The organism is Streptomyces sp. SM1, assembly GCF_002910825.1.
Taxonomy (GTDB): Bacteria; Actinomycetota; Actinomycetes; order Streptomycetales; family Streptomycetaceae; genus Streptomyces; species Streptomyces okerensis.
This window is the reverse complement of the sequence record NZ_NEUB01000054.1, coordinates 1-20,723: the sequence shown is the minus strand read 5'-3', so window position 1 is coordinate 20,723 and position 20,723 is coordinate 1. Positions and strand designations below refer to the sequence as shown.

21 protein-coding genes and 3 pseudogenes are annotated in these 20,723 nt (G+C 70.8%); 11 read left to right on the top strand and 13 right to left on the bottom strand.

Annotated elements, in window-relative coordinates:
- Positions 1-9: 9 nt before the first annotated feature.
- From B9S61_RS01245 to B9S61_RS01235, 3 genes are read left to right on the top strand one after another with little or no spacing between them, the layout of a single operon-like run.
- A complete protein-coding gene (locus B9S61_RS01245; RefSeq protein WP_181007180.1) occupies positions 10-1,161 on the top strand; it encodes a Gfo/Idh/MocA family protein in 1,152 nt (383 codons plus the stop codon).
- Positions 1,158-2,309: a dihydrodipicolinate synthase family protein gene (locus B9S61_RS01240; protein WP_103540515.1), complete on the top strand. Its 1,152-nt coding sequence runs from the start codon at positions 1,158-1,160 to the stop codon at positions 2,307-2,309. The genes B9S61_RS01245 and B9S61_RS01240 overlap by 4 nt, the downstream gene beginning before the upstream one ends.
- Positions 2,306-3,145: a sugar phosphate isomerase/epimerase gene (locus B9S61_RS01235; RefSeq protein WP_103540514.1), complete on the top strand. Its 840-nt coding sequence runs from the start codon at positions 2,306-2,308 to the stop codon at positions 3,143-3,145. The genes B9S61_RS01240 and B9S61_RS01235 overlap by 4 nt, the downstream gene beginning before the upstream one ends.
- A 265-nt stretch (positions 3,146-3,410) precedes the next feature.
- Here B9S61_RS01235 and rbsD read toward each other — a convergent pair whose 3' ends face one another.
- The 8 genes and pseudogenes from rbsD to B9S61_RS01195 form a co-directional block, all read right to left on the bottom strand.
- Positions 3,411-3,800, bottom strand: a complete 390-nt coding sequence (rbsD, locus tag B9S61_RS01230) for a D-ribose pyranase (protein ID WP_103540513.1) — start codon at positions 3,798-3,800, stop codon at positions 3,411-3,413.
- A complete protein-coding gene (locus B9S61_RS01225; RefSeq protein WP_103540512.1) occupies positions 3,797-4,702 on the bottom strand; it encodes a ribokinase in 906 nt (301 codons plus the stop codon). Before B9S61_RS01225 ends, rbsD begins: the two co-directional genes overlap by 4 nt.
- A 119-nt stretch (positions 4,703-4,821) precedes the next feature.
- Positions 4,822-6,780 (bottom strand): substrate-binding domain-containing protein, encoded by a 1,959-nt coding sequence (locus B9S61_RS01220; protein ID WP_103540511.1) that lies wholly within the window; start codon positions 6,778-6,780, stop codon positions 4,822-4,824.
- Positions 6,770-8,302, bottom strand: a complete 1,533-nt coding sequence (locus B9S61_RS01215; RefSeq protein ID WP_103540510.1) for a sugar ABC transporter ATP-binding protein — start codon at positions 8,300-8,302, stop codon at positions 6,770-6,772. The genes B9S61_RS01220 and B9S61_RS01215 overlap by 11 nt, the downstream gene beginning before the upstream one ends.
- Complete coding sequence (locus B9S61_RS01210) at positions 8,299-9,369, bottom strand: LacI family DNA-binding transcriptional regulator (RefSeq protein ID WP_103540509.1); 1,071 nt, start codon at positions 9,367-9,369, stop codon at positions 8,299-8,301. Before B9S61_RS01210 ends, B9S61_RS01215 begins: the two co-directional genes overlap by 4 nt.
- Positions 9,370-9,526: 157 nt before the next feature.
- On the bottom strand, positions 9,527-9,961 hold the full coding sequence (locus B9S61_RS01205) for an ankyrin repeat domain-containing protein (protein ID WP_103540508.1): 435 nt from the start codon (positions 9,959-9,961) through the stop codon (positions 9,527-9,529).
- 3 nt (positions 9,962-9,964) lie between these two features.
- Positions 9,965-10,789 carry a maleylpyruvate isomerase family mycothiol-dependent enzyme gene (locus B9S61_RS01200; RefSeq protein ID WP_103540507.1) on the bottom strand — a complete coding sequence of 275 codons (825 nt, stop codon included), beginning with the start codon at positions 10,787-10,789 and terminating at the stop codon, positions 9,965-9,967.
- 148 nt (positions 10,790-10,937) lie between these two features.
- Positions 10,938-11,348, bottom strand: a pseudogene (locus tag B9S61_RS01195) (ATP-binding protein).
- A gap of 240 nt (positions 11,349-11,588) precedes the next feature.
- On the opposite strand from B9S61_RS01195, the gene B9S61_RS01190 reads away from it, so the two are divergent.
- Together B9S61_RS01190 and B9S61_RS01185 are read left to right on the top strand one after the other, a co-directional pair.
- Positions 11,589-12,425 (top strand): helix-turn-helix transcriptional regulator, encoded by an 837-nt coding sequence (locus tag B9S61_RS01190; protein ID WP_103540506.1) that lies wholly within the window; start codon positions 11,589-11,591, stop codon positions 12,423-12,425.
- Positions 12,426-12,432: 7 nt separating this feature from the next.
- The gene (locus B9S61_RS01185) at positions 12,433-12,621 is read left to right on the top strand and encodes a DUF397 domain-containing protein (protein ID WP_103540505.1); all 189 of its coding nucleotides are present in this window, start codon (positions 12,433-12,435) and stop codon (positions 12,619-12,621) included.
- A 60-nt stretch (positions 12,622-12,681) separates the two neighbouring features.
- Here B9S61_RS01185 and B9S61_RS01180 read toward each other — a convergent pair whose 3' ends face one another.
- From B9S61_RS01180 to B9S61_RS41945, 3 genes and pseudogenes are all read right to left on the bottom strand, one after another.
- On the bottom strand, positions 12,682-13,035 hold the full coding sequence (locus B9S61_RS01180) for a hypothetical protein (RefSeq protein ID WP_103540504.1): 354 nt from the start codon (positions 13,033-13,035) through the stop codon (positions 12,682-12,684).
- A complete protein-coding gene (locus B9S61_RS01175; RefSeq protein ID WP_258039497.1) occupies positions 13,028-13,747 on the bottom strand; it encodes a transcriptional regulator in 720 nt (239 codons plus the stop codon). Before B9S61_RS01175 ends, B9S61_RS01180 begins: the two co-directional genes overlap by 8 nt.
- Before the next feature lie 87 nt (positions 13,748-13,834).
- A pseudogene (locus B9S61_RS41945) lies at positions 13,835-14,011 on the bottom strand (helix-turn-helix transcriptional regulator); the annotation flags it as partial.
- 198 nt (positions 14,012-14,209) lie between these two features.
- Here B9S61_RS41945 and tgmA point away from each other — a divergent pair.
- From tgmA to B9S61_RS41430, 4 genes and pseudogenes are all read left to right on the top strand, one after another.
- Positions 14,210-14,470 carry a putative ATP-grasp-modified RiPP gene (tgmA, locus tag B9S61_RS01170; protein WP_103540503.1) on the top strand — a complete coding sequence of 87 codons (261 nt, stop codon included), beginning with the start codon at positions 14,210-14,212 and terminating at the stop codon, positions 14,468-14,470.
- 5 nt (positions 14,471-14,475) lie between these two features.
- Positions 14,476-15,210 (top strand): hypothetical protein, encoded by a 735-nt coding sequence (locus B9S61_RS01165; RefSeq protein ID WP_103540516.1) that lies wholly within the window; start codon positions 14,476-14,478, stop codon positions 15,208-15,210.
- Positions 15,207-16,373, top strand: coding sequence for an ATP-grasp peptide maturase system methyltransferase (tgmC, locus tag B9S61_RS01160; protein WP_103540502.1), 1,167 nt, complete (start codon positions 15,207-15,209; stop codon positions 16,371-16,373). The genes B9S61_RS01165 and tgmC overlap by 4 nt, the downstream gene beginning before the upstream one ends.
- A gap of 7 nt (positions 16,374-16,380) precedes the next feature.
- A pseudogene (locus B9S61_RS41430) lies at positions 16,381-16,572 on the top strand (DUF6087 family protein); the annotation flags it as partial.
- Positions 16,573-16,724: 152 nt separating this feature from the next.
- Here the strand turns inward: B9S61_RS41430 and B9S61_RS41940 are convergent.
- Both B9S61_RS41940 and B9S61_RS41935 read right to left on the bottom strand, forming a co-directional pair.
- Positions 16,725-17,063, bottom strand: coding sequence for a hypothetical protein (locus B9S61_RS41940; RefSeq protein WP_258039496.1), 339 nt, complete (start codon positions 17,061-17,063; stop codon positions 16,725-16,727).
- An 18-nt stretch (positions 17,064-17,081) separates the two neighbouring features.
- Positions 17,082-17,354, bottom strand: coding sequence for a hypothetical protein (locus tag B9S61_RS41935; protein WP_258039495.1), 273 nt, complete (start codon positions 17,352-17,354; stop codon positions 17,082-17,084).
- Positions 17,355-17,833: 479 nt separating this feature from the next.
- On the opposite strand from B9S61_RS41935, the gene B9S61_RS01145 reads away from it, so the two are divergent.
- Positions 17,834-19,363 (top strand): Re/Si-specific NAD(P)(+) transhydrogenase subunit alpha, encoded by a 1,530-nt coding sequence (locus tag B9S61_RS01145; protein WP_103540501.1) that lies wholly within the window; start codon positions 17,834-17,836, stop codon positions 19,361-19,363.
- A gap of 6 nt (positions 19,364-19,369) precedes the next feature.
- Positions 19,370-20,723 (top strand): Re/Si-specific NAD(P)(+) transhydrogenase subunit beta (pntB, locus tag B9S61_RS01140; RefSeq protein ID WP_103540500.1); only part of this gene is annotated, 1,354 nt, incomplete at its 3' end.

The window sequence follows — 20,723 nt, the reverse complement described above, 5'->3', positions numbered from 1 at the left end:
GGGAACGACGTGACACGCAAGACGGTGCGAATCGCCATGAACGGTGTGACCGGGCGCATGGGCTACCGCCAGCACCTCGTCCGCTCCATCCTGGCCCTGCGCGAACAGGGCGGACTCGACCTCGGCGACGGCACCGTGCTGTGGCCGGAGCCGGTCCTGGTCGGCCGCCGCGAGCACGCGCTGAGGGCGCTCGCCGAACGCCACGGCCTGGACCACGTCTCCACGGACCTGGACGCGGTCCTCGCCGACGACAGCATCGGCATCTACTTCGACGCCCAGGTGACCTCGGCCCGCGAGGACGCCCTCGGGAAGGCCATCGCGGCCGGCAAGCACGTCTACACCGAGAAGCCCACCGCCACCGGCCTCGACGGCGCCCTGGAACTCGCCCGGCTGGCGAACGCGGCCGGCATCAAGCACGGCGTCGTCCAGGACAAGCTCTTCCTCCCGGGCCTGCTCAAGCTGAAGCGTCTCATCGACGGCGGCTTCTTCGGCCGCATCCTGTCCGTGCGCGGCGAGTTCGGCTACTGGGTCTTCGAGGGCGACTGGCAGGACGCCCAGCGCCCCTCCTGGAACTACCGCGCGGAGGACGGCGGCGGCATCGTCGTCGACATGTTCCCGCACTGGGAGTACGTCCTGCACGAGCTGTTCGGCCGCGTGAAGTCCGTGACCGCCCTCACCGCCACCCACGTTCCGCAGCGCTGGGACGAGAACGGCAAGCCCTACGACGCCACCGCCGACGACGCCGCCTACGGCGTCTTCGAACTCGACGGCGGAGTGATCGCCCAGATCAACTCCTCCTGGGCGGTGCGCGTCCACCGCGACGAACTGGTCGAGTTCCAGGTCGACGGCACCGAGGGCTCCGCCGTCGCCGGCCTGCGCACCTGCCGTGCCCAGCACCGCTCCGCCACCCCCAAGCCGGTCTGGAACCCCGACGTCCCCGCCACCGAGGTCTTCCGCGACCAGTGGCAGGAGGTCCCGGACAACGGCGAGTTCGACAACGGCTTCAAGGCCCAGTGGGAACTGTTCCTGCGCCACATCCACGCCGACGCCCCCTACCACTGGGACCTGCTGGCCGGCGCCCGCGGCGTCCAGCTTGCCGAACTGGGCCTGAGATCCTCCGCCGAGGGCCGCCGCCTCGACGTACCGGAGGTGGCCCTGTGACCCTCCACCTGCCCGGCGCGGACGGCACCCTGCGCCCCTACGAACCCCGCACCGAACCCCGCGCCGTCACCCCGGGAAGCGCTTTCACCTCCCGGACGGTCTTCTCGGCGGCCCATGTCGTCGCCGACCCGTACGCGGACGTGTCCCCCGACTCGCCGGCCGCCGTCGACTGGGACGCCACCCTCGCCTTCCGCCGCCACCTGTGGTCGCACGGACTGGGCGTCGCCGAGGCCATGGACACCGCGCAGCGCGGCATGGGCCTGGACTGGGCGGGCGCGGTGGAGCTGATCCGGCGTTCCGCCGCCGAGGCGAAGGCGGCCGGCGGCCGCATCGCCTGCGGCGTCGGTACCGACCAGCTCACCGGCGGCACCCTCGCCGAGGTCCGCGCGGCGTACGAGGAACAGCTCGCGGTCGTCGAGGAGTCGGGCGCGCAGGCCATCCTCATGGCCTCCCGCGCGCTCGCCGCGACGGCGCAGAGCCCCGACGACTACCTCGAGGTCTACGGTCACCTCCTCCGCCAGACCACCGAACCCGTGATCCTGCACTGGCTCGGCCCCATGTTCGACCCGGCGCTGGAGGGTTACTGGGGCTCGTCCGACCTGGACGCGGCCACCGACACCTTCCTGGAGGTCATCGCCGCACACCCCGACCGGATCGACGGCATCAAGGTCTCCCTCCTCGACGCCCAGCGCGAGATCGACCTGCGCCGCCGTCTCCCGCGGGGCGTGCGCTGCCACACCGGCGACGACTTCCACTACCCCGAGCTGATCGCCGGCGACGACCAGGGCTTCAGCCACGCCCTGCTCGGCATCTTCGACCCCCTCGGCCCGCTGGCCGCCGAAGCGTTCCGCGTCCTCGACACCGGGAACACGGACGGATTCCGCGCCCTCCTCGACCCCACCGTCGAACTCTCCCGCCACCTCTTCCAGGCGCCCACCCGGTTCTACAAGACGGGCGTGGTGTTCCTCGCCCGGCTGGCCGGCCACCAGTCCCACTTCACGATGGTCGGCGGTCTCCAGTCGGCCCGCTCCCTGCCGCACTCCGCCCGCGCCTACGAACTCGCCGACACCCTCGGCCTGTTCCCCGACCCCAAGCTCGCCGAGGACCGCATGAGGACCCTGCTGCACCTGTACGGAGTGACCCCATGACGAAGACCGCCGGCCTCGCCCGCTTCAGCATCAACCAGATGACGGTCCGGCAGCTCTCCCTGCCGGAACTCGCCGAAGCCTGCCGTGACACGGGCGTACCGGGTGTCGGCCTGTGGCGCGAGCCCGTCCAGTCGTACGGGGTGGAGGCGGCCGCGAAACTCGTACGGGACGCCGGCCTGGCGGTGACGACCCTGTGCCGCGGCGGTTTCCTCACCGCGAGCGACCCCGCCGAGCGGTCCGCCGCCCTGGCCGACAACCGCCGCGCCGTCGACGAGGCCGCCGCCCTCGGCACCGACACCCTCGTCCTGGTCTCCGGAGGACTCCCGCCCGGCTCCAGGGACCTGCGCGGCGCCCGCGAACGCATCGCGGACGCCCTCGCCGAACTCGGCCCCTACGCCGGGGAACACGGGGTGAGACTGGCCATCGAACCGCTGCACCCCATGTACGCGGCCGACCGCTGCGTGGTCTCCACCCTCGCCCAGGCCCTCGACCTGGCCGAACGCTTCCCCGCCCACCAGGTCGGCGTCGCCGTCGACACGTACCACGTCTGGTGGGACGACCAGGCCCCCGCCCGGATCGCCCGCGCGGGCGCCCAGGGCCGCATCCACACCTTCCAGCTCGCCGACTGGACCACCCCGCTGCCCGGGGGCGTCCTCAACGGCCGCGGCCAGATCGGCGACGGCGCCGTCGACATGCGGGAGTGGAAGGGCTACGTGGAGGCGGCCGGCTACACCGGCCCCATCGAGGTGGAACTCTTCAATGACACCCTGTGGACCCGCGACGGCCGCGAGGTCCTCGCCGAGACGGCGGCCCGGTTCATGGAACACGCCGCCTAGCGGAGCCGTGGCACCGGCGTGATCAGAAGCGTCCCTTGACGGCCGCCCCCGTACGCCGCCCCCGTACGCCGCCCCGCGGAGATTCTCGCGCGGACCGTACAACCCTCCCCGCACCTGACGGGTCTCACTGTGCGTCAGGACCCCCGGGTGGGGACCCGGGGGGGGATTTCAGGGGGTTCTGGCAGGGGTGGGAACCGAGGGGGCCCGGTCGACGGACCGGGCCCCCTCGAAGCTTTCCGCGCCCTGACTCAGGCCCCGCGCGAACTCAGAAGAACACCCCGCAGCGCAGCAGTACGTTCGCGTACGGCCGTGCCTCGCCGGTGCGGACGACCAGCCGCGTGCCGCCGCTCAGCTTCTTGAGCCGCTCGTGCGGGACCAGCGCGAGGGCGGGGAAGTGGCCCGACAGCAGCTCGGCGGCCGCCGGATTCGCGGCCCGTACCTCGGTCGCGGCCGTCGCGCCCTCCACCACCAGCTCGGCCAGCAGCCCCTCCAGCACCTCGGCGAAGGACGGCACCCCGGCCCGGAACGCCAGGTCCACCACACGCGGCCCGTCGGGTATCGGCATCCCGGCGTCGCACACCAGCACCCCGTCGCCGTGCCCCAGTTCGGCCAGGGCGCCGGAGAGATGCCGGTTCAGGATCCCGTGCTTCTTCACAGCGACGTGACCTCCGCCGCCGTCGGGAAGGACACCTGCGCCCCCTCCTTCGTGACCGTCGCCGCTCCCACCCGGGCCGCGTACGCCGCCGCCTCGGCCAGTGGCTCGCCCGCGCCGAGGCGCCAGGCCAGCGCGGCGGTGAACGCGTCACCCGCACCCGTGGTGTCCACGGCGGGCACCTTGACGGACGGAACCCTCGCGACACCCTCCGAGGACGCCACCAGCGCGCCCTCACCGCCCAGTGTCACCACCACCGAACGCGGCCCCTTCGCCAGCAACAGCCGTGCCCAGTCCTCCGGTTCGTCGCTGATTCCGCCCGCGTCCCCCAGGATGACCTTCGCCTCGTGCTCGTTGACGATCAGCGGGTCGCAGGCCGCCAGCACCTCGGACGGGAGCGGCTGGGGCGGGGACGGGTTCAGTACGAACCGGCTGCCCGGCACCAGACTCCGCACCACCTCCACGACCGTCTCCAGCGGGATCTCCAACTGCGTGGACACCACCCGTGAGGCGTGGAAGAGGCTCACGGCCGCCCGCACGTCGGCGGGCGTCAGCCGGCCGTTCGCACCCGGGGAGACGACGATGCTGTTGTCCCCCGACGGGTCCACCGTGATCAGCGCGACCCCGGTCGGCGCCCCGCCCACCAGCACACCCACCGTGTCCACCCCGGCCGCCCGCTGCGAGTCCAGCAGCAGCCGGCCGTGACCGTCGTCGCCGACCCGGGCCAGCAGGACCGTACGGGCACCGAGCCGGGCGGCGGCGACCGCCTGGTTCGCGCCCTTGCCGCCCGGGTGGACGGCCAGGTCGGAGCCGAGCACCGTCTCCCCGGCGCCCGGCCGGCGCTCGACACCGATCACCAGGTCGGCGTTGGCCGAGCCGACGACCAGGAGGTCGTAGTCGTACATGAATCGCTCTCCGATCCTGAGAATTCGGGTGAACCCGGGTGAACCCGAGTGAATACGGGTCTGGGGCGGGCGGTCGACGTGACCGCCCGCCCCCTGCGTCCGTGCCCGCGCGCCCGGCGTCAGCCCTCGAAGCCGGCCACGTTCTCCTTCGTGACCACCTTCACCGGAACCTTCACCATCTTCTCCACCTTCTCGCCGTCGGCGGCGCGCAACGCGTTCCGCACCGCGATCCGGCCGAGTTCCTTCGGCTGCTGCGCCACGGAGGCGTACAGCGTGCCCGCCTCGACCGCCTTCAGCCCGTCCGGCGTGCCGTCGAAGCCGACGACCTGGACCGACTTCCCGGCCTTGGAGCCGAGCGCCTTGATCGCGCCGAGCGCCATCTCGTCGTTCTCGGCGAAGACACCGTTGATGTCGGGGTGCGCCTGGAGCAGGTTCGTCATCACGTCCAGGCCCTTGGTGCGGTCGAAGTCCGCGGGCTGCTTGGCGACGACCTTGATGCCCGGGTACTCCTTCAGCCCGGCCGCGAAGCCCGCGCCGCGCTCGCGGCTGGCGGAGGTGCCGGCCTGGCCCTGGAGGATGACGATGGTGCCCTTTCCGCCGAGCTTCTCGGCGAGTGCCTCGGCGCCCAGCGCGCCGCCCTCGACGTTGTCGGAGGCGACCAGCGCGGCCGTGTCCGCCTTGTTGACACCGCGGTCCACGGCGATGACGGGGATGTCCGCCTTGTTCGCGCCGCTCACCGCGGGACCGGCGGCGTCGGAGTCGACCGGGTTGACGACGACGGAGGAGAGCGAGCCGCTGGTGAAGTTCTGCAGCTGGTTGGCCTGCTGGGAGGCGTCGTTCTGCGCGTCGGTGACCGTCAGGTCGACGCCCAGCTTCTTCGCCTCCTCCTCGGCACCGTCCCGGATCTGCACGAAGAACGGGTTGTTGAGCGTCGACAGCGACAGACCGATCCGCTGCGTCTTCGCCGCCGAGGACCCGTTGTGCAGCAGCGAGGTGGCGCCGACGACCGCGACGGCGACGACCGCCGCGACGAGGTAGGTGAGTGCCTGCCTGCCCTTGTCGCCGCCGCCGGACGCACCGGCCGCCGGAGTGGTCGCGCCGGCCTTGCGGCGCAGCGTGTCGAACAGCACCGCCAGCGCGATGACGACACCGATGACGACCTGCTGCCAGAACGCCGACACGGACAGCAGGTTGAGCCCGTTGCGCAGCACCGCCAGGATCAGCGCGCCGATCAGCGTGCCCGAGGCCTTGCCGGTGCCGCCCGCGAGGGAGGCGCCGCCGATGACGACGGCGGCGATCGCGTCCAGCTCGTAGCCCTGCGCGGCCTGCGGCTGCGCGGAGGCCAGCCGGGAGGCGAGCACGATGCCCGCGGCGGCGGCGAACAGGCCGGAGAAGGCGTAGATGGCGAGCTTCTGCCGCTTCACCCGCAGACCGGACAGCCGGGCGGCCTCCTCGTTGCCGCCGATGGCGTACATGGAACGGCCGATGTACGTCCGGCCGAGGATGAAGGCGGTCAGCAGCCCCATCACCACCATGACGAGGACCGGCACCGGCAGCCAGCCGCCCAGCGTGTCACCCAGGTGGGAGACCGAGTCGGGGAAGGCGATGGGCGAACCCTGCGAGATGACCAGCGACAGACCGCGCGCCACCGACAGCATCGCCAGCGTCGCGATGAACGACGGCAGCTTCCCGTACGAGACGAGGAAACCGTTCACCAGACCGCAGACGATGCCCGTCGCGACGGCGAACAGCACCGCGAGCACGACCGGCATCCCGGCCTCGGTCGCGCTCCACGCCAGCACGGTCGCCGACAGCGCGGCGACCGAACCGACCGACAGGTCGATGCCCGCCGACACGATCACGAAGGTGACGCCGAAGGCGAGGATCGCGGTCACGGCGGCCTGGACGCCGACGTTGAGGAGGTTGTCGGCGGTCAGGAAGTCCCCGGACAGCGCCGACATGGCGATCACGAGGACGATCAGCGCGGTCAGCGCGCCGTTGTCGAGGAGCAGGCGGCGCAGGCCGCCCGTGGCGCCGCCCCGCGCGCCCGGCTTGCTCTTGAGCGTGTCAGTGGCCACCGTCGGCCTCCGTTCCGTTGCTGTGCGGTGTGGTGCCGACGGCGAGCGCCATCACGGCGTCCTGGGTGGCCTGTTCGGCGGGGAGTTCGCCGGCGACGCGCCCCTGCGCCATGACCACGACCCGGTCGCTCATGCCGAGCACCTCGGGCAGATCGCTGGAGATCATGAGGACGGCGGCGCCGGCGGCCGTCAGTTCGTTGATCAGCTGGTAGATCTCGACCTTGGCGCCGACATCGATGCCGCGCGTCGGCTCGTCGAGGATGAGTACCTTGGTGTTCGCCAGCAGCCACTTGCCGATGACGACCTTCTGCTGGTTGCCGCCGGAGAGGGTGCGCACGTGCTGCCCGAGCCCGGCCATCCGCACGCCGAGCTGCCCGGCGATCCGCTCCGCCGCCTCGCGCTGACCCCTGAGGTCGACGAGGCCCGCGCGGGAGGTGGACCGGAGCGTGACGAGCCCGAGGTTCTCCTCGACGGAGGCGTCGAGCACCAGCCCCTGCCCCTTGCGGTCCTCGGGCACGAGCCCGACCCCGGCCGCCATGGCGGCGTTCACGTCGTGCCGGCGCAGCGGGGCGCCCGCGACGTGCACGGTCCCGGCGTCGTACGGATCGGCCCCGAACACGGCCCGGACCACCTCGGTCCGGCCGGCCCCGACGAGCCCCGCGATGCCGACGACCTCACCGGCCCGCACCTCGAAACCGACGTCGTGGAAGACACCGTCCCGGGTCAGCCCCTCGACCTCGAGCAGCGGGTCACCGGCGTCGGTGCGCTCGCGCGGGTACTGCTGCTCGATGGACCGCCCGACCATGAGCCGTACGAGCTCGTCCTCGGGGGTGGAGGCGGGCAGCTGCCCGACACTCCTGCCGTCCCGGATGACCGTGACCCGGTCTCCCAGGGCGGCGATCTCCTCCAGGTGGTGGGTGATGAAGACGATCCCCACCCCGTCCTCGCGCAGCCGCCGCACGATGACGAACAGCTTCTCGACCTCCTCGGAGGTCAGCACGGCGGTCGGCTCGTCCATGATCAGGACCCGGGCGTCCAGGCTGAGCGCCTTGGCGATCTCGACCATCTGCAGCCGGGCGATGCCGAGTTCACGCACCCGCGCACGGGGAGAGACCCTGACCCCCACCCGCTCGAGCAGCACCTCGGCGTCGGCGTCCATCCTCTTCCGGTCGATCATCCCGAACCGGCGCGGCTGACGCCCCAGGAAGATGTTCTCGGCGACCGTCAGATCGGGGACGAGGTTGAACTCCTGGTAGATGGTGGCGATCCCGAGCCGCTCGGAGTCCTGCGCACCATGGACGCGCACCTCCTCGCCGCCGACCACGATCCGGCCGGCGTCGGGCGTGTAGGCGCCGGAGAGCATCTTGATCAGCGTGCTCTTGCCCGCGCCGTTCTCACCGAGGAGCACGTGCACCTCGCCCCGGCGCAGATCGAAGTCGACGCTGTCGAGCGCGACCACGCCGGGGAAGGTCTTGCGGATGCCCTCGATGCGCAGCAACTCGTCCGGACTGCGGCTGCTCACGGCGTACTCCTTCGTACGGGGGACGGGGTGGACGGGACGGGCGGGACGGACGGGGTGGGCAGGGGGTCCCGGGGGACGGCCTCGCCGCAGGAACGGCGGACGACCAGCCGTGCCGGGAGGGTCACGGACTCACCGGTCCGCCCCTCGATCCGGTCGACCAGCGCGCGTACGGCGGCCCGCCCCAGCTCCCGGGTCGGCTGGGCGATGGCGGTGACCGGCGGACCGGTGTGCACGAACCAGGGGATGTCGTCGAACGCGGCGAGCGCGATGTCGTCGGGGACCCGCATCCCGCGTGCCCGTACGGCGTCCAGCGCGCCGAGTGCCATCAGGTTGTCGGCGGCGAACACGGCCTCGGGCGGCTCGGCCAGGCCGAGGAAGCCCTCGGTGACCCGGCGCCCGCTGGCGGCCTGGAAGTCGCCCTGGCCGATGTAGGCGTCGGGGAGGGCGAGCCCGTACGCGCCGAGCGCCTCCCGGAAGGCGTCCACGCGCTCCCGGCCGGTGGTGGTGGCGGCCGGACCGGCGATGATCGCCAGCCGCCGGTGCCCGAGCTCGTACAGGTGCGCGACGAGATCCCGTACGGCGGCCCGTCCGTCCGACCTGACGACGGGCACGTCGACACCGGGGATCCAGCGGTCGACGAACACCATGGGCGTACCCGTGCGGGCGGCGTCCAGCATGCGGGGCGACCCGCCGTCGGTGGGGGAGACGAGCAGCCCGTCGATACGGCGGTCCAGCAGCGTCGTCACGTGGTGGTCCTGGAGATCGGGCCGCTCGTCGGCGTTGCCGATGATCACGCTGTACCCGAGCGCGCGGGCCTCCTCCTCTACGGAGCGGGCCAGCTCGGTGAAGTACGGGTTCATCACGTCGCTGATGACCAGCCCGAGAGTGCGGGTCTGATCGGTCCGCAGCGACCGGGCGACGGCGTTCGGCCGGTACCCCAGCCGCTCCACGGCGGCCGTCACACGCAGACGGGCGTCCTGGCTGACCGACGGGTGCTGGTTCAGCACCCGCGACACCGTGGCGACGGACACCCCGGCCTCGGCAGCGACGTCCTTGATGCTCGCCATCGCCGTTCCACCTCCTCGTGGAATCGATTACACGGAGGATTGGAATCGATTACACGGTGGAGGGCAAGGGGGTACCGGGTGGCCGGAACCGAATCGTGACCGACGGGCGGCCCGGGCCTCTTCGTGGTCGGGTCGGGCAGGGACCGGGTCGGCCGTCCTACGCCGTTCCCCCGTGGGGAGCCGCGCCCGCCGCGACGAGAAGGCCGGCGGTTTCCGGATGAGGGCCGTCGTTCGCCCACTCCAGAGGGGTACGGCCCGTGCCCCGGTCTTCGCGGAGGTTCGGATCGGCGCCGTACGCCGGCAGCGCGCGCACTGCCCCGGTGTGACCCCAGCAGGCGGCCGCGCACAGCGGCGTGCCCTCCGAACCGAGGCCGCCGCTCTCGGTGTCGGGGGAGGCCCCTGCCGCCAGGAGCAGCCGGGCGATCTCCGCGTCTCCGTCCACGCACGCCGCATAGAGCGGGGTGGCGCCCTCGCCGTCACTCCGTTCCGGGTCGGCTCCGGCCCGCAGAGCGGTCTCTACCCCGGCGATGTCACCTGCGAGAGTCGCATCGAAGAGACGCCGGGAGAGTTTCTTCCGCTGCCGCCGGTTCATGGGTCAGGGCACGTGGAACAGAGTGGGGAAGCGGAGGGCGAGCCAGGGTCTGCGGCCCCAGGCGAGTACGGCTCCGCGTGCCATGGCCTGCCACGGGCCCATCCGTCCCAGCGCCATGACGAGGAAGGCGGCCGGCTCGGTGAGAATGGTGCAGTCCGAGCGCTCCGGCGGGCCGGGAAGCACCTCGACCGTGCCGTCGGTGAACGTGACGCCGAATGCCTCGCCGCCCCGGACGCGCACGGTGTAACGGGCCGTCAGTGCGGAGGCGGCGGCGACGCGCGGCATCGCCGTCTTCAGGAACGGCAGGCACAGCCCGACCCGCGTCTCGTCGATCATGTGCGGCCGACGCAGCCCACGGGCGAGATCGTGACCGTGGCCCAACATGTGGGTCAGCAGGTACGAGGCGAAAACGTCCTGGTCCATGGGACCGAGCGGGGTCAGGAACGTCCGGCCCGCGGTCCCTTCCGCCGTGGCCCGGCCCATCGCGTCCAGGAACGCGTCGGCCTGCTCCACGATCATCGCGGCCAGCGGTTCCGCCGCGCGCTCGGGGAACTCCACGAGACTCCGCGCGTTGGCCGCCGCGAGACTCTGTGGCGTGCCGTCTCCGTAGGCGCGTTCCTGACCGGACGCGATATCGGCCATCAGGCCGTTGGCCAGTGCCAGGTGGGCGGCCGTCTCGCCGACGGTCCACTCCAGCCCCGGTACGGGACCGGTCATGTCCGTCGCACCGTCCAGGAGTACGGCGATGGCACTGGCGGTCTCCCGTATCGCCCGGGCGAGTCCTTCCGGTAGGGAGTCCCTGGTCCTCGTCTGTGTTCCCCGGTCCACGCCGCTCGTCTCTCCTCGCGTCTCCGTGACCACCCTCTCGTAGCGCGGTACGAAACCAGACCGACCGGTCAGTAGCAAGGGTGCGGGCGCCCGCAGGGAAACCGGGGCCCGGGACCTGTCCGGCGCACGTCGCCGGACAGGCCCGCCCTCAGGCGGCACCCAGCTCGCACCACACGTACTTGCCCCGGCTGCCGTCCCTGGCCAGGGGCTGCCACCCCCACACATCGGCGCACGCCCGCACCAGTGCGAGACCCCGCCCGCCCTCCGACTCGTCCTCCGCCGCGAACGGCCCTGGCGGCTGCGGAGGTTCGGGGTCCGCGTCCCACGCCCCGATCCGCGGCGTCCCCGGCGGCGACCAGCGCACGCGCAGGCCGGCGGGGCCCTTGGTGTGCCGTACGGCGTTGGAGACCAGCTCCGCGGCGAGGAGTTCGGCGACGTCGACGAGGCCGTCAGCCCGTGCATCGTCAGGATGAGGCGGAGGGTACGGCGGCTGACGGTGACGGCGCGGAGGTCGTGGGGGGATGTAGAGGGAGTACTCCCACGGTTCGTTTTCGGGCATGCGGGACTCCGTTGTCGGTGAGGGGAGTTGGTCGGGAGTGGGCCCGGTGTCATTGCCGCGGCCGTCATGGCGGGACGGGGCGGTGCGCTTCCGGTGGCCCGGTGGCCCGGTGGCCCGGTGTCGCACGGTGTGCGTCGTGTCACTGACGGTAGGGCTTACGTGTAATCCACGGCGAGCTGATCGCGTAATCTGAACCCGAGAGGGCAGCACGGGCAGGCACCCTGAACCAAGGAGCAGTTGATGGTCCTCAGGCGTGAACCAACCGCACGTCAGATGCGCCTTGGGCTTGAGTTGCGCAGGCTCCGGGAAGCTGCGGGGTTCACGACCGTAGAGGCGGCCGCGCTGCTCGGAGTGAATCGGGTCCAGGTCAGTCAGATCGAAACCGGGGCCACGGGGGTGAGTGAGCAGCGACTACGCCGCCTTGCATCCCACTATGCGTGCGCGGACGATGAGTTCGTCGCAGCACTGACCGTCATGGCCACGGACCGAAAACAGGGCTGGTGGGAGGAGTACCGGGGCCACCTACCCACGTCGTTCCTGGACCTCGCTGAACTGGAATGTCACGCCGAGGCCTTGCGGGAGGTGGCGATCCTCTACGTGCCGGGTCTGCTGCAGACGGAGGACTACGCACGGGCGGTCTTCTCCTCTCGGGTCCCTGAACTCACCCGGGAGGAACTTCACTTGCGCGTTGGTCACCGCATGAGGCGCCAGCAGATCGCGACGCCGTACGAGTCGGTCATCCATGAGTCCGCCCTGCGTATCAGGGTCGGCGACCGCGCCGCGTCCCGGGCTCAGCTCGTCAAGCTTCTTGAACTCTCCGAAGCGGACAACGTCACGGTGCGCGTCATCCCCTTTGACCTGGACGGCTTCGCCAGGGCCGGCAGTTCCATGACGTACGCGGGCGGACCCGTGCCCAAGCTGGATACCGTGGTGCGTGACGTGCCGCACGGCTCGGCGTTCATCGACTCCGAGGCGCAGCTCGCTGCATTTCGAACGCGCTTCCGTAAGGTGGAAGCCGCATCGCTCGACCCGGAGCGGTCGCGTGACTTCATCAGTCGCCTGGCGAAGGAGCTGTGAGGCACCCATGGACACCTGGCGTAAGTCGTCCCACTCGGGCCCCGATGACGGCAACAACTGCGTCGAGATAGCGAACTCACCTACCCACATAGCCGTCCGCGACTCCAAGGCCCCCGCCCGCGCCACCCTCAGCTTCCGCACCGCCGCGTTCGCCTCTTTCCTCGAAGCCCTGAAAGAGTCCGCAGGGAGGCCCTGACGAAAGCGCGGCGCCGCTTGGGAAGGTGAACGTGAAGGGATCCGAGGGCCGCCTCAGGGATCACTCGGTCCGCTCGATGCGTTCGAAGATGTCCGCGTCCGTTTCCTGCTGCCAGCCCGGTAGATCGGCCCAGTCGGCGACATAGCCGGGCTTCGGATTCTCGAAGTGCTTGAACATCTGTGCGGTCCAGCAGGTCGCCACGAAGCGGCCCTTCTGCTCACGGGTGAGCCGGGTGGCGTGCCCTGCGCTGACCCTGATGAAGTCGCGGACCTGCCCGTACACGGCTGCGGCGGCCTCGCGCTCCCACTCGGGCGTCTCCTCCCGCGGCGTGACGTAGCCGGGCTTCGGTTCACCCGGGTAATGCTTGGTCACACCGGCGATCCATGCCTCGCGGAAGACCCGACCGTCATTCATGTGCGAGGTCGGGCCGGCCGAGCCGGAGGTAGCAGGCTCCTCGCTCCTCGGGGAGGCGGGCGCCGTTGAAGCGGAGCCAACCGCCGTTGTGGGAGGAACCGTCGAGAACGTGCACCTTCTCGGCCTCGTCGAGGGATCGAGTGCAGGCGTCGAAGTCTCCCACGGCGGCGTACGCCTCAGCCTCGACGGCGGCGACCCAGTGGCGAGTGGACAAGGTGCTGTCGCCCCGCTGGGCGATCCGGGCAGCGGCGGCCAACAGAGGTTGCGCAGCGGGCGCACGGCGGGCATAGAGCTCGACGTAGGCGTGCCGGGTCATGGCGCGGGCCCAGAGGTCGTCATCACCGCCGGCTTGAGCCGCTTGGGCGGCCAGCGTGTAGCACCGGGCGGCGTCGGTGTACCGGTTGGCGTCGAAGAAGAGTTCGCCGGCGAGCTGATAGACGTCGGCCGTCATCGCGCACAGTCTCACCCTGTCCGCTGCGGTACGCGCCTCGGCCAGCCCCGTCGTCAGGGTGTCGAGCTGCTTACGGACTGCCGGGAGGACACTTTGCTTGGAGTCCGAGAGGCTGTAGACCCGCCACAGGCTTCGGCGCAGGTCGTCCCCTGCTTCCAGCAGGGCCGCCGCCGTGTGTCCTCGGGATGCATCGTCCGGGCCGGGCAAGGTGACCAGCGCGCTCGTGACGGCGAGCAGACCCAGGACGTCGCGGCGCTTCATATCGTCCTCGGTCCCGCGCAGAGGAGCGTCAGGGAGCACGGCGTTTCCGGTCGGCCGTTCTTCAAAGAGAAGCCCTTCCAGCTCAGAGAGGGTGACTCCCAGCACGGCGGCAATCCTGGGCCGTTGGTGCGGCTGCGGTGCGGCACGGCCGCCTTCCCACCGAATCACGGTGGACGGGGCCACCGCGAGCGCTTCGGCGAGTTCCTCTTGGGAACAGCCCTGCGAGGTCCGCAGAGCGGCCAAGCGCTGACGTCTCAATGGCATTGGTCTCCTCTCAGGGAAGAGCGCCCCCCAACTCGCCCCTGACGCCCGGAAAGCGCCAGGGAGATGCACGGGGTCCGCTCTGGAAGAAGGTAACGGATCGTCATTCACTGGTCACACACCGTCGGACGGCCGAGACCCTGTGGTCGGCTCACCCGATGTTGTGGTCCGCACCACCCCTGCAACAGAAGGAGTAGTTCCATGCCCACATCCGTCGCACCTCCCTGCCTCGCGCGGCCGCGGGGGGTCAGCCGGCTCGCGCCCTACCCGACCACCATCCGCAGGCCCCATGCCACGGTTGCCGTCGACCCCGCCACCCAGCTCGGAGTGTTCCGTGACCGCGACGGTCACGTGGTCGAGATGGGTAAGCACGGCACCAGCTCCGGTACCGAGACCTCCACGACGACGAACTCGGACTCCCGGAACGACCAGGGGCACGACCAGGACAGCAATCAGGACTGATGACCATGACCGAGACGAGGCCGGTGCTGGTGGTCACCGAGGTGGACGACATCACCGCCGACATGGTGATTACGGAGCTGAACCGGCGCGGTGTGCCGGTGGTCCGGTTCACCTTGGCCGGCCCGCTCTGGGTCAACCATCCGTTGCGGATCGCCGCGGCCGACTACAAACCTGCTCAGCTCGCTCTCGCCCGGCGGCTCGGCATCAGGGTCCCGCCGACGCTCGTCACCAACGACCCCGACGAGGCACGTGAGTTCGTCCGCGCCCAGGGGGATGCGATCTTCAAGACGTTGCGGTGGACCCCGTACAGACGAGAGGGAGTGCCGGTGACCGGATGGGCCACCCCCGTCACCGCTGACGAGATCGACGACAGCGTTCGCGTCACCCCGCACCTGTTCCAGGCTCGCGTGCACAAGGCGGCCGATGTCCGCGTCCTGATCGCGGGCCGGCACACGTTCGCCGTGCGCATCGATTCCGAACTGCTGGACTGGCGTCAGGACTACAGCAACCTGACCTATGCCGTCGAACGCCTCCCCGATCGTGTGGACAAGGCACTGCACGCCTGTCTGGACTCCCTGGAGCTGGTATCAGGGAGCTTCGATCTCGCGGTGGACCGGGAGGGGAACTACTGGTGGCTGGAGCTGAATCCCAACGGCCAGTGGGGATGGCTGGAGACGGAGACCGGCCTCGGGATGTCCGCCGCCTTCGCCGGGTTGCTCATGGAAGGAGACCGCCGATGACGGACGCGGCATTCGAACGGCGTCGTATGGCCGTGAGTCTCATGAACAGCGGCGTCCTGAAATCGCCCTGGCTGCGCGCGGCCGTGGAGGCCGTCCCCCGTGAGCGGTTCCTGCGCCCTGGCGTCTTCATCGACGAGGGACGGACCTGGCGGCCGGTCACCGCGCTCGGCACCGACCCGGAGGAGTGGCTGAGGATCGTGTACGGCCTCGATACCCTCACCACCCAGCTCGACGGCCGCCTCACCGCCGACGGAACCGGCGAACCCGTCACGGGTGTGCCTACGTCGTCCTCCACCGATCCGACCACCGTCGTCGGGATGATCGAGGCCCTGGACCTCATGGCGGAACACCGCGTCCTGGAGATCGGCACGGGCACCGGATACTCGACGGCCCTCCTGTGCCACTACGTGGGTGAGGACAACGTCACCACGATCGAGGTCGACCCCCAGGTGGCGGCCCGTGCCGATGCCGCCCTCGAAGCCGTCGGCCACTCGACGTGGACAGTGACGGGCGACGGACTCCTCGGCCACCCTCAGCGGGCACCGTACGACAGGGTCATCGCCACGTGCGCGGTCCGCCGCATTCCGTACACGTGGGTCCGGCAGACGAAGCCCGGTGGCGTCATTCTCGGAACGGTCGGCTCCTGGCCCTGGGGAACCGGCCTGGCGAAGGTCACCGTCGGTGAGGACGGCACCGCCGAAGGCGCGATTGTCGCTCGCTCCTCTTTCATGCAGGCTCGGGCTCAGGCGATGACACCCGTGGCCGGAGACCTCACCGCCCGCACCGCCTACGCCGACACCGACCGGTTGGCGCGGCTGTCTCCTCATGTCCTGGAGGAGTGGATGCCCGCCTTCCTCGCGCAGCTTGTGGCGCCCGGAGCGCAGTTCGTTCGAGCCACTCTCAGCGATGGCGCACCGTTGCGGTTCCTTTTCGACGCTGAGCGGGAATCGTTCGCCGAGTTCATCGTCGACGGCGGGATCTGGACCGTACGCCAGGGCGGCCCGGTCGCCCTCTGGGACGACATCGAGCGCGCCCTTGGGGCCTGGCAGGACCACGGCAGCCCGGGAACCGAGGCTGTGCGACTCCGCGTCACCGACAGATCGCACGTCTACTGGGTCGAGGGCAGTCCGTCGCTGCGCTGGGAGCATCGTCTTGCCCGATGACGAACCGATGTCGCGGTGGGCCGAGCGCCGTGCCGCCAAGGTCGGACGGCTCCCCGCCGTCCCCTTGACCGGGGGGGACGGCCCACAGGGGGCACATCTGACTCCTGATGCCCCACGAGTGATCCAGCGGTGGAACGGGTACGTGTGGGAGCCGTACGGCCTCGCGGTCAACCTCGCGGAGGCCAAGCGCATCCTGTTTCCCGGCCCCGAGCTCACTCCGGCCCGAGGCCGGTTCCGCCGACCGATCCCGGCCATGGGACCGGCAGGCACCGGAAGCCTCAGGCGCCGCGATAGCTCCGGGGACCGCGTGCACTGTCGCACGGCGGACGGGACGTCGCTGGGCAGGACGTCTCAAGGTGTTGAAGGGGCCCGCGATGGAGTGCTGGCGCCAGGCTGTGGCCAAGTCGCCACCAGAGCCTCCCGATCCGGAAACAGAGGGCCGCCGACCAACTCCCGGGTCGCCTCGCCCTTGAGCCAGCACACTTCCTCGGGGCCGCCGTCGCCGGTGTCGAACAGGCAGCACACGCCGCCGCTCGCGGCGGTGAGGTCGGTGAACAGCTTCCCGACACTCGCCGACCGTGCGAACAGGCGGCTCATCCCCGACGTCGCCGCCCAGAATTCCAACGCCGTGTATCCAGGGTGCGGGAAGGACCGGAACCGGACCGTCAGGTAGACGTACCCGATCTGCACCTGTCCGTTCTCCTCGGCTCAGAAGCCGGACACTTCCCCGTACTCGCGCACCGCGTCGTCGAGGCCGAACATGAGGGACGTGTCGAGGTCGAGCGTGTCGCTTGTGGAGCAGTCGACCGGCTCGCTCTCGAATCCGGACGTGAAGGGGAGGACGACCCGGTCGCCGCCCCGCAGAGTGACCTCGAGGGGCCGTACGACACGTGAGGGCGGCGCCAGTTCTGCCAGAGCGGTCAGCGCCCCGGCGACGTTCCCCGGAGGCAGGTAGATGTCGTAGCCGTACGTCAGTCCCATGTTCCGGTGCCCTTCCCCAGGCCGGACCGCATCTTCTCAGGACCGATCCCACCGGGCCGGGCGACCCCCGTCGCACCCCACCGGTACCGTCGGATCTTGCCCACCCGTCAGGCACGGCCCACGGCGAGCGTCGGCTCGCACGCTCGAAGGTGTCCTGGAGCGCGTCACATACCCCGATGAGGAGAACGGCCGCGCGGTCGCCCGGGTAGGGCTCGGCTCGGGCGGAGGTGCCGGGGGGCGTTTCCGCAGTACGGGAAGCAGTCCCACGTCGAGAGCTGCACGACCGTGCTGCCGGCCACCGTCCAGGGCATTCACCGCTTCCCCGACAGCGCGCCCTCCTCAGCCGCCTGCCTCCCTGCCCCGCGCAGCCGGTGGTGTGGCACGGCACACGTGTCCCCTGCCCGGTGAACCCGCAATACTTCGATGGCTCGCGCATCTGTACAGCAGTGTCCCTGACTCCCTAGACAAGAGAGCCGAAGATGCTCATCGGAGTGATACGAGAGACCAGGCCCGGAGAGACCCGGGTGGCGGCCACGCCCGTGACGGTCAAGCAGCTGACCGGACTGGGTTACGGGGTGGTGGTCGAGGCCGGGGCCGGTGAGGGCTCGGGATTCACCGACGAGGCGTACGCCCGGGCCGGCGCCACGATCGGTGCGGCGGCGGAGGCGTGGGGGGCCGACCTGGTCTTCCGGGTGAACGGGCCCGAGCTCTCCGAGGTGGAGCGGCTCAAGGAGGGGGCGACGCTGGTCGCACCCCTCGCCCCGGCCGCCCGCGGCGACCTGCTGTCGGCACTGGCCGCGCGCAAGATCGACGCCTTCGCGATGGACGTGGTTCCGCGGATCTCACGGGCCCAGTCGCTGGACATCCTCTCCAGCCAGGCCAACATCGCCGGTTACCGGGCGGTGATCGAGGCGGCGCACCACTTCGGCCGGTTCTTCACCGGGCAGGTGACCGCCGCGGGCAAGGTCCCGCCGGCGAAGGTGCTGGTCGCCGGAGCCGGCGTGGCGGGACTGGCCGCGATCGGCGCCGCCGCCTCCCTGGGGGCGATCGTCCGGGCCACCGATCCGCGGCCGGAGGTCGCCGACCAGGTGAAGTCGCTCGGCGGCACGTATCTGCCCGTGGACGTCGAGGTCGAGCAGTCGACCGACGGGTACGCGAAGGCGACCTCGGAGGCGTACGACAGGCGGGCCGCGGAGATCTACTCCGAGCAGGCCGCCGAGGTGGACATCGTCATCACCACCGCCCTGATCCCGGGGCGGACCGCGCCGCGGCTGATCACGGCCGCCGACGTCGCCTCCATGAAGCGGGGGAGCGTCGTCGTCGACATGGCCGCCGCCCAGGGCGGCAACGTCGAGGGCTCGGTCAAGGACGAGGTCGTCGTCACCGACAACGGCGTGACGATCATCGGCTACACCGACCTGCCCGCGCGTCTTCCGGCGCAGTCCTCCCAGCTGTACAGCGCCAACCTGGTCAACCTGATGAAGCTGCTCACGCCGGCCAAGGACGGCCGGGTCGCGCTGGACCTCGAGGACACCGTGCAGCGCGGGCTGACCGTGGTCCACGACGGTGAGGTGCTCTGGCCGCCGCCACCGGTGCAGGTCTCGGCGGCCCCGGCGGCTGCCGCGTCGGTGAAGGCGCCGGAGAAGAAAGAGGAGAAGAAGCTCTCCCCGGCCGTCAGGACGGCGCTGGTCGGCGCCGGCGGACTGGCGCTGTTCCTGCTCAACGCGTTCGCGCCCTCACAGATCACCCAGCACTTCACCGTGCTGGCGCTGGCGACCGTGGTCGGCTTCTACGTGATCGGGCACGTGCACCACGCGCTGCACACACCGCTGATGTCGGTCACCAACGCCATCTCCGGGATCGTCGTGGTGGGTTCGCTGATGCAGCTGACGGGGTCCGACAACGTGGTGCTGGTGCTCGCCGGCGTCGCCACGCTGCTCGCCTCGATCAACATCTTCGGCGGCTTCGCCGTCACCCGCCGCATGCTCTCGATGTTCCGGAAGGCCTGACACGACATGGACATCCTCTCGGCCTCCGGCGCGGCGTACCTGGTCGCCGCCCTCCTGTTCATCCTGGCGCTGGCCGGGCTCTCCAAGCACGAGAGCGCCGTCCAGGGCTGGGGTTACGGCGTCGCGGGCATGACGCTCGCGCTCGCCGCCACGGTCCTGCAGGTCACCGACGCCGGTTCGGGCACCTCCGTCATCGTCCTCGTGTCCGCGGTCGCGGTCGGGGCGGTCACCGGACTGTGGTGCGCACGGCGGGTGGAGATGACCGGCATGCCCGAACTGATCGCGCTGCTGCACTCCTTCGTGGGTCTCGCCGCGGTGCTGATCGGCTGGAACGGTCACCTCGACGCCGGCTCGCACGCGGACGGCATCCATCACGCCGAGGTCTTCATCGGCGTGTTCATCGGCGCGGTCACCTTCACCGGCTCGATCGTCGCCTTCCTCAAGCTCTCGGCGCGGATGAAGTCCGCCCCGATGATGCTGCCGGGCAAGAACGTCATCAACGTCGCCGCGCTCGCCGCCTTCGTGGTCCTCACGGTGCTGTACGTCGTCACTCCCGGGCTCGGGCTGCTGGTCGCGGTGACCGTGCTGGCGCTGGCGCTGGGCTGGCACCTGGTCGCGTCCATCGGCGGCGGTGACATGCCCGTGGTCGTCTCGATGCTCAACAGCTACTCCGGCTGGGCGGCCGCCGCTTCGGGATTCCTGCTGGAGAACGACCTGCTGATCGTCACCGGCGCGCTGGTCGGCTCCTCCGGTGCCTACCTCTCCTACATCATGTGCCGGGCGATGAACCGCTCCTTCCTCTCGGTGATCGCCGGTGGCTTCGGGATCGAGGCCGGTCCGTCGGGCGACCAGGACCACGGCGAGCACCGGGAGATCTCGGCGGAGGACACGGCCGAACTCCTCCTGTCGGCCTCGTCCGTCGTGATCACCCCCGGCTACGGCATGGCCGTGGCGCAGGCCCAGTACCCGGTCGCGGAACTGACCCGGCTGCTGCACGAGCGGGGCGTCGACGTGCGCTTCGGCATCCACCCGGTCGCCGGCCGCCTGCCGGGTCACATGAACGTGCTGCTGGCCGAGGCGAAGGTGCCGTACGACATCGTCCTGGAGATGGACGAGATCAACGACGACCTCGCCGGCACCGACGTCGTGCTCGTCATCGGCGCCAACGACACCGTCAACCCGGCGGCGACCGACGACCCGGAATCGCCGATCGCCGGGATGCCGGTGCTGCGGGTGTGGGAGGCGGGGAACGTGGTGGTCTTCAAGCGGTCGATGGCCGTGGGCTACGCCGGGGTGCAGAACCCGCTGTTCTTCCGGGAGAACTCCCAGATGCTGTTCGGCGACGCCAAGACCCGGGTCG

Bases quoted from the DNA above. Each gene is read 5' to 3' on its own strand.
- B9S61_RS01235 (WP_103540514.1), top strand. From the start codon at position 2,306: ATGACGAAGACCGCCGGCCTCGCCCGCTTCAGCATCAACCAGATGACG.
- B9S61_RS01225 (WP_103540512.1), bottom strand. From the start codon at position 4,702: ATGTACGACTACGACCTCCTGGTCGTCGGCTCGGCCAACGCCGACCTG.
- B9S61_RS01210 (WP_103540509.1), bottom strand. From the start codon at position 9,369: ATGGCGAGCATCAAGGACGTCGCTGCCGAGGCCGGGGTGTCCGTCGCC.
- B9S61_RS01205 (WP_103540508.1), bottom strand. From the start codon at position 9,961: ATGAACCGGCGGCAGCGGAAGAAACTCTCCCGGCGTCTCTTCGATGCG.
- B9S61_RS01190 (WP_103540506.1), top strand. From the start codon at position 11,589: ATGGTCCTCAGGCGTGAACCAACCGCACGTCAGATGCGCCTTGGGCTT.
- B9S61_RS01185 (WP_103540505.1), top strand. From the start codon at position 12,433: ATGGACACCTGGCGTAAGTCGTCCCACTCGGGCCCCGATGACGGCAAC.
- B9S61_RS01180 (WP_103540504.1), bottom strand. From the start codon at position 13,035: ATGAATGACGGTCGGGTCTTCCGCGAGGCATGGATCGCCGGTGTGACC.
- B9S61_RS01175 (WP_258039497.1), bottom strand. From the start codon at position 13,747: ATGAAGCGCCGCGACGTCCTGGGTCTGCTCGCCGTCACGAGCGCGCTG.
- tgmA (WP_103540503.1), top strand. From the start codon at position 14,210: ATGCCCACATCCGTCGCACCTCCCTGCCTCGCGCGGCCGCGGGGGGTC.
- B9S61_RS01165 (WP_103540516.1), top strand. From the start codon at position 14,476: ATGACCGAGACGAGGCCGGTGCTGGTGGTCACCGAGGTGGACGACATC.
- tgmC (WP_103540502.1), top strand. From the start codon at position 15,207: ATGACGGACGCGGCATTCGAACGGCGTCGTATGGCCGTGAGTCTCATG.
- B9S61_RS41935 (WP_258039495.1), bottom strand. From the start codon at position 17,354: ATGGGACTGACGTACGGCTACGACATCTACCTGCCTCCGGGGAACGTC.
- B9S61_RS01145 (WP_103540501.1), top strand. From the start codon at position 17,834: ATGCTCATCGGAGTGATACGAGAGACCAGGCCCGGAGAGACCCGGGTG.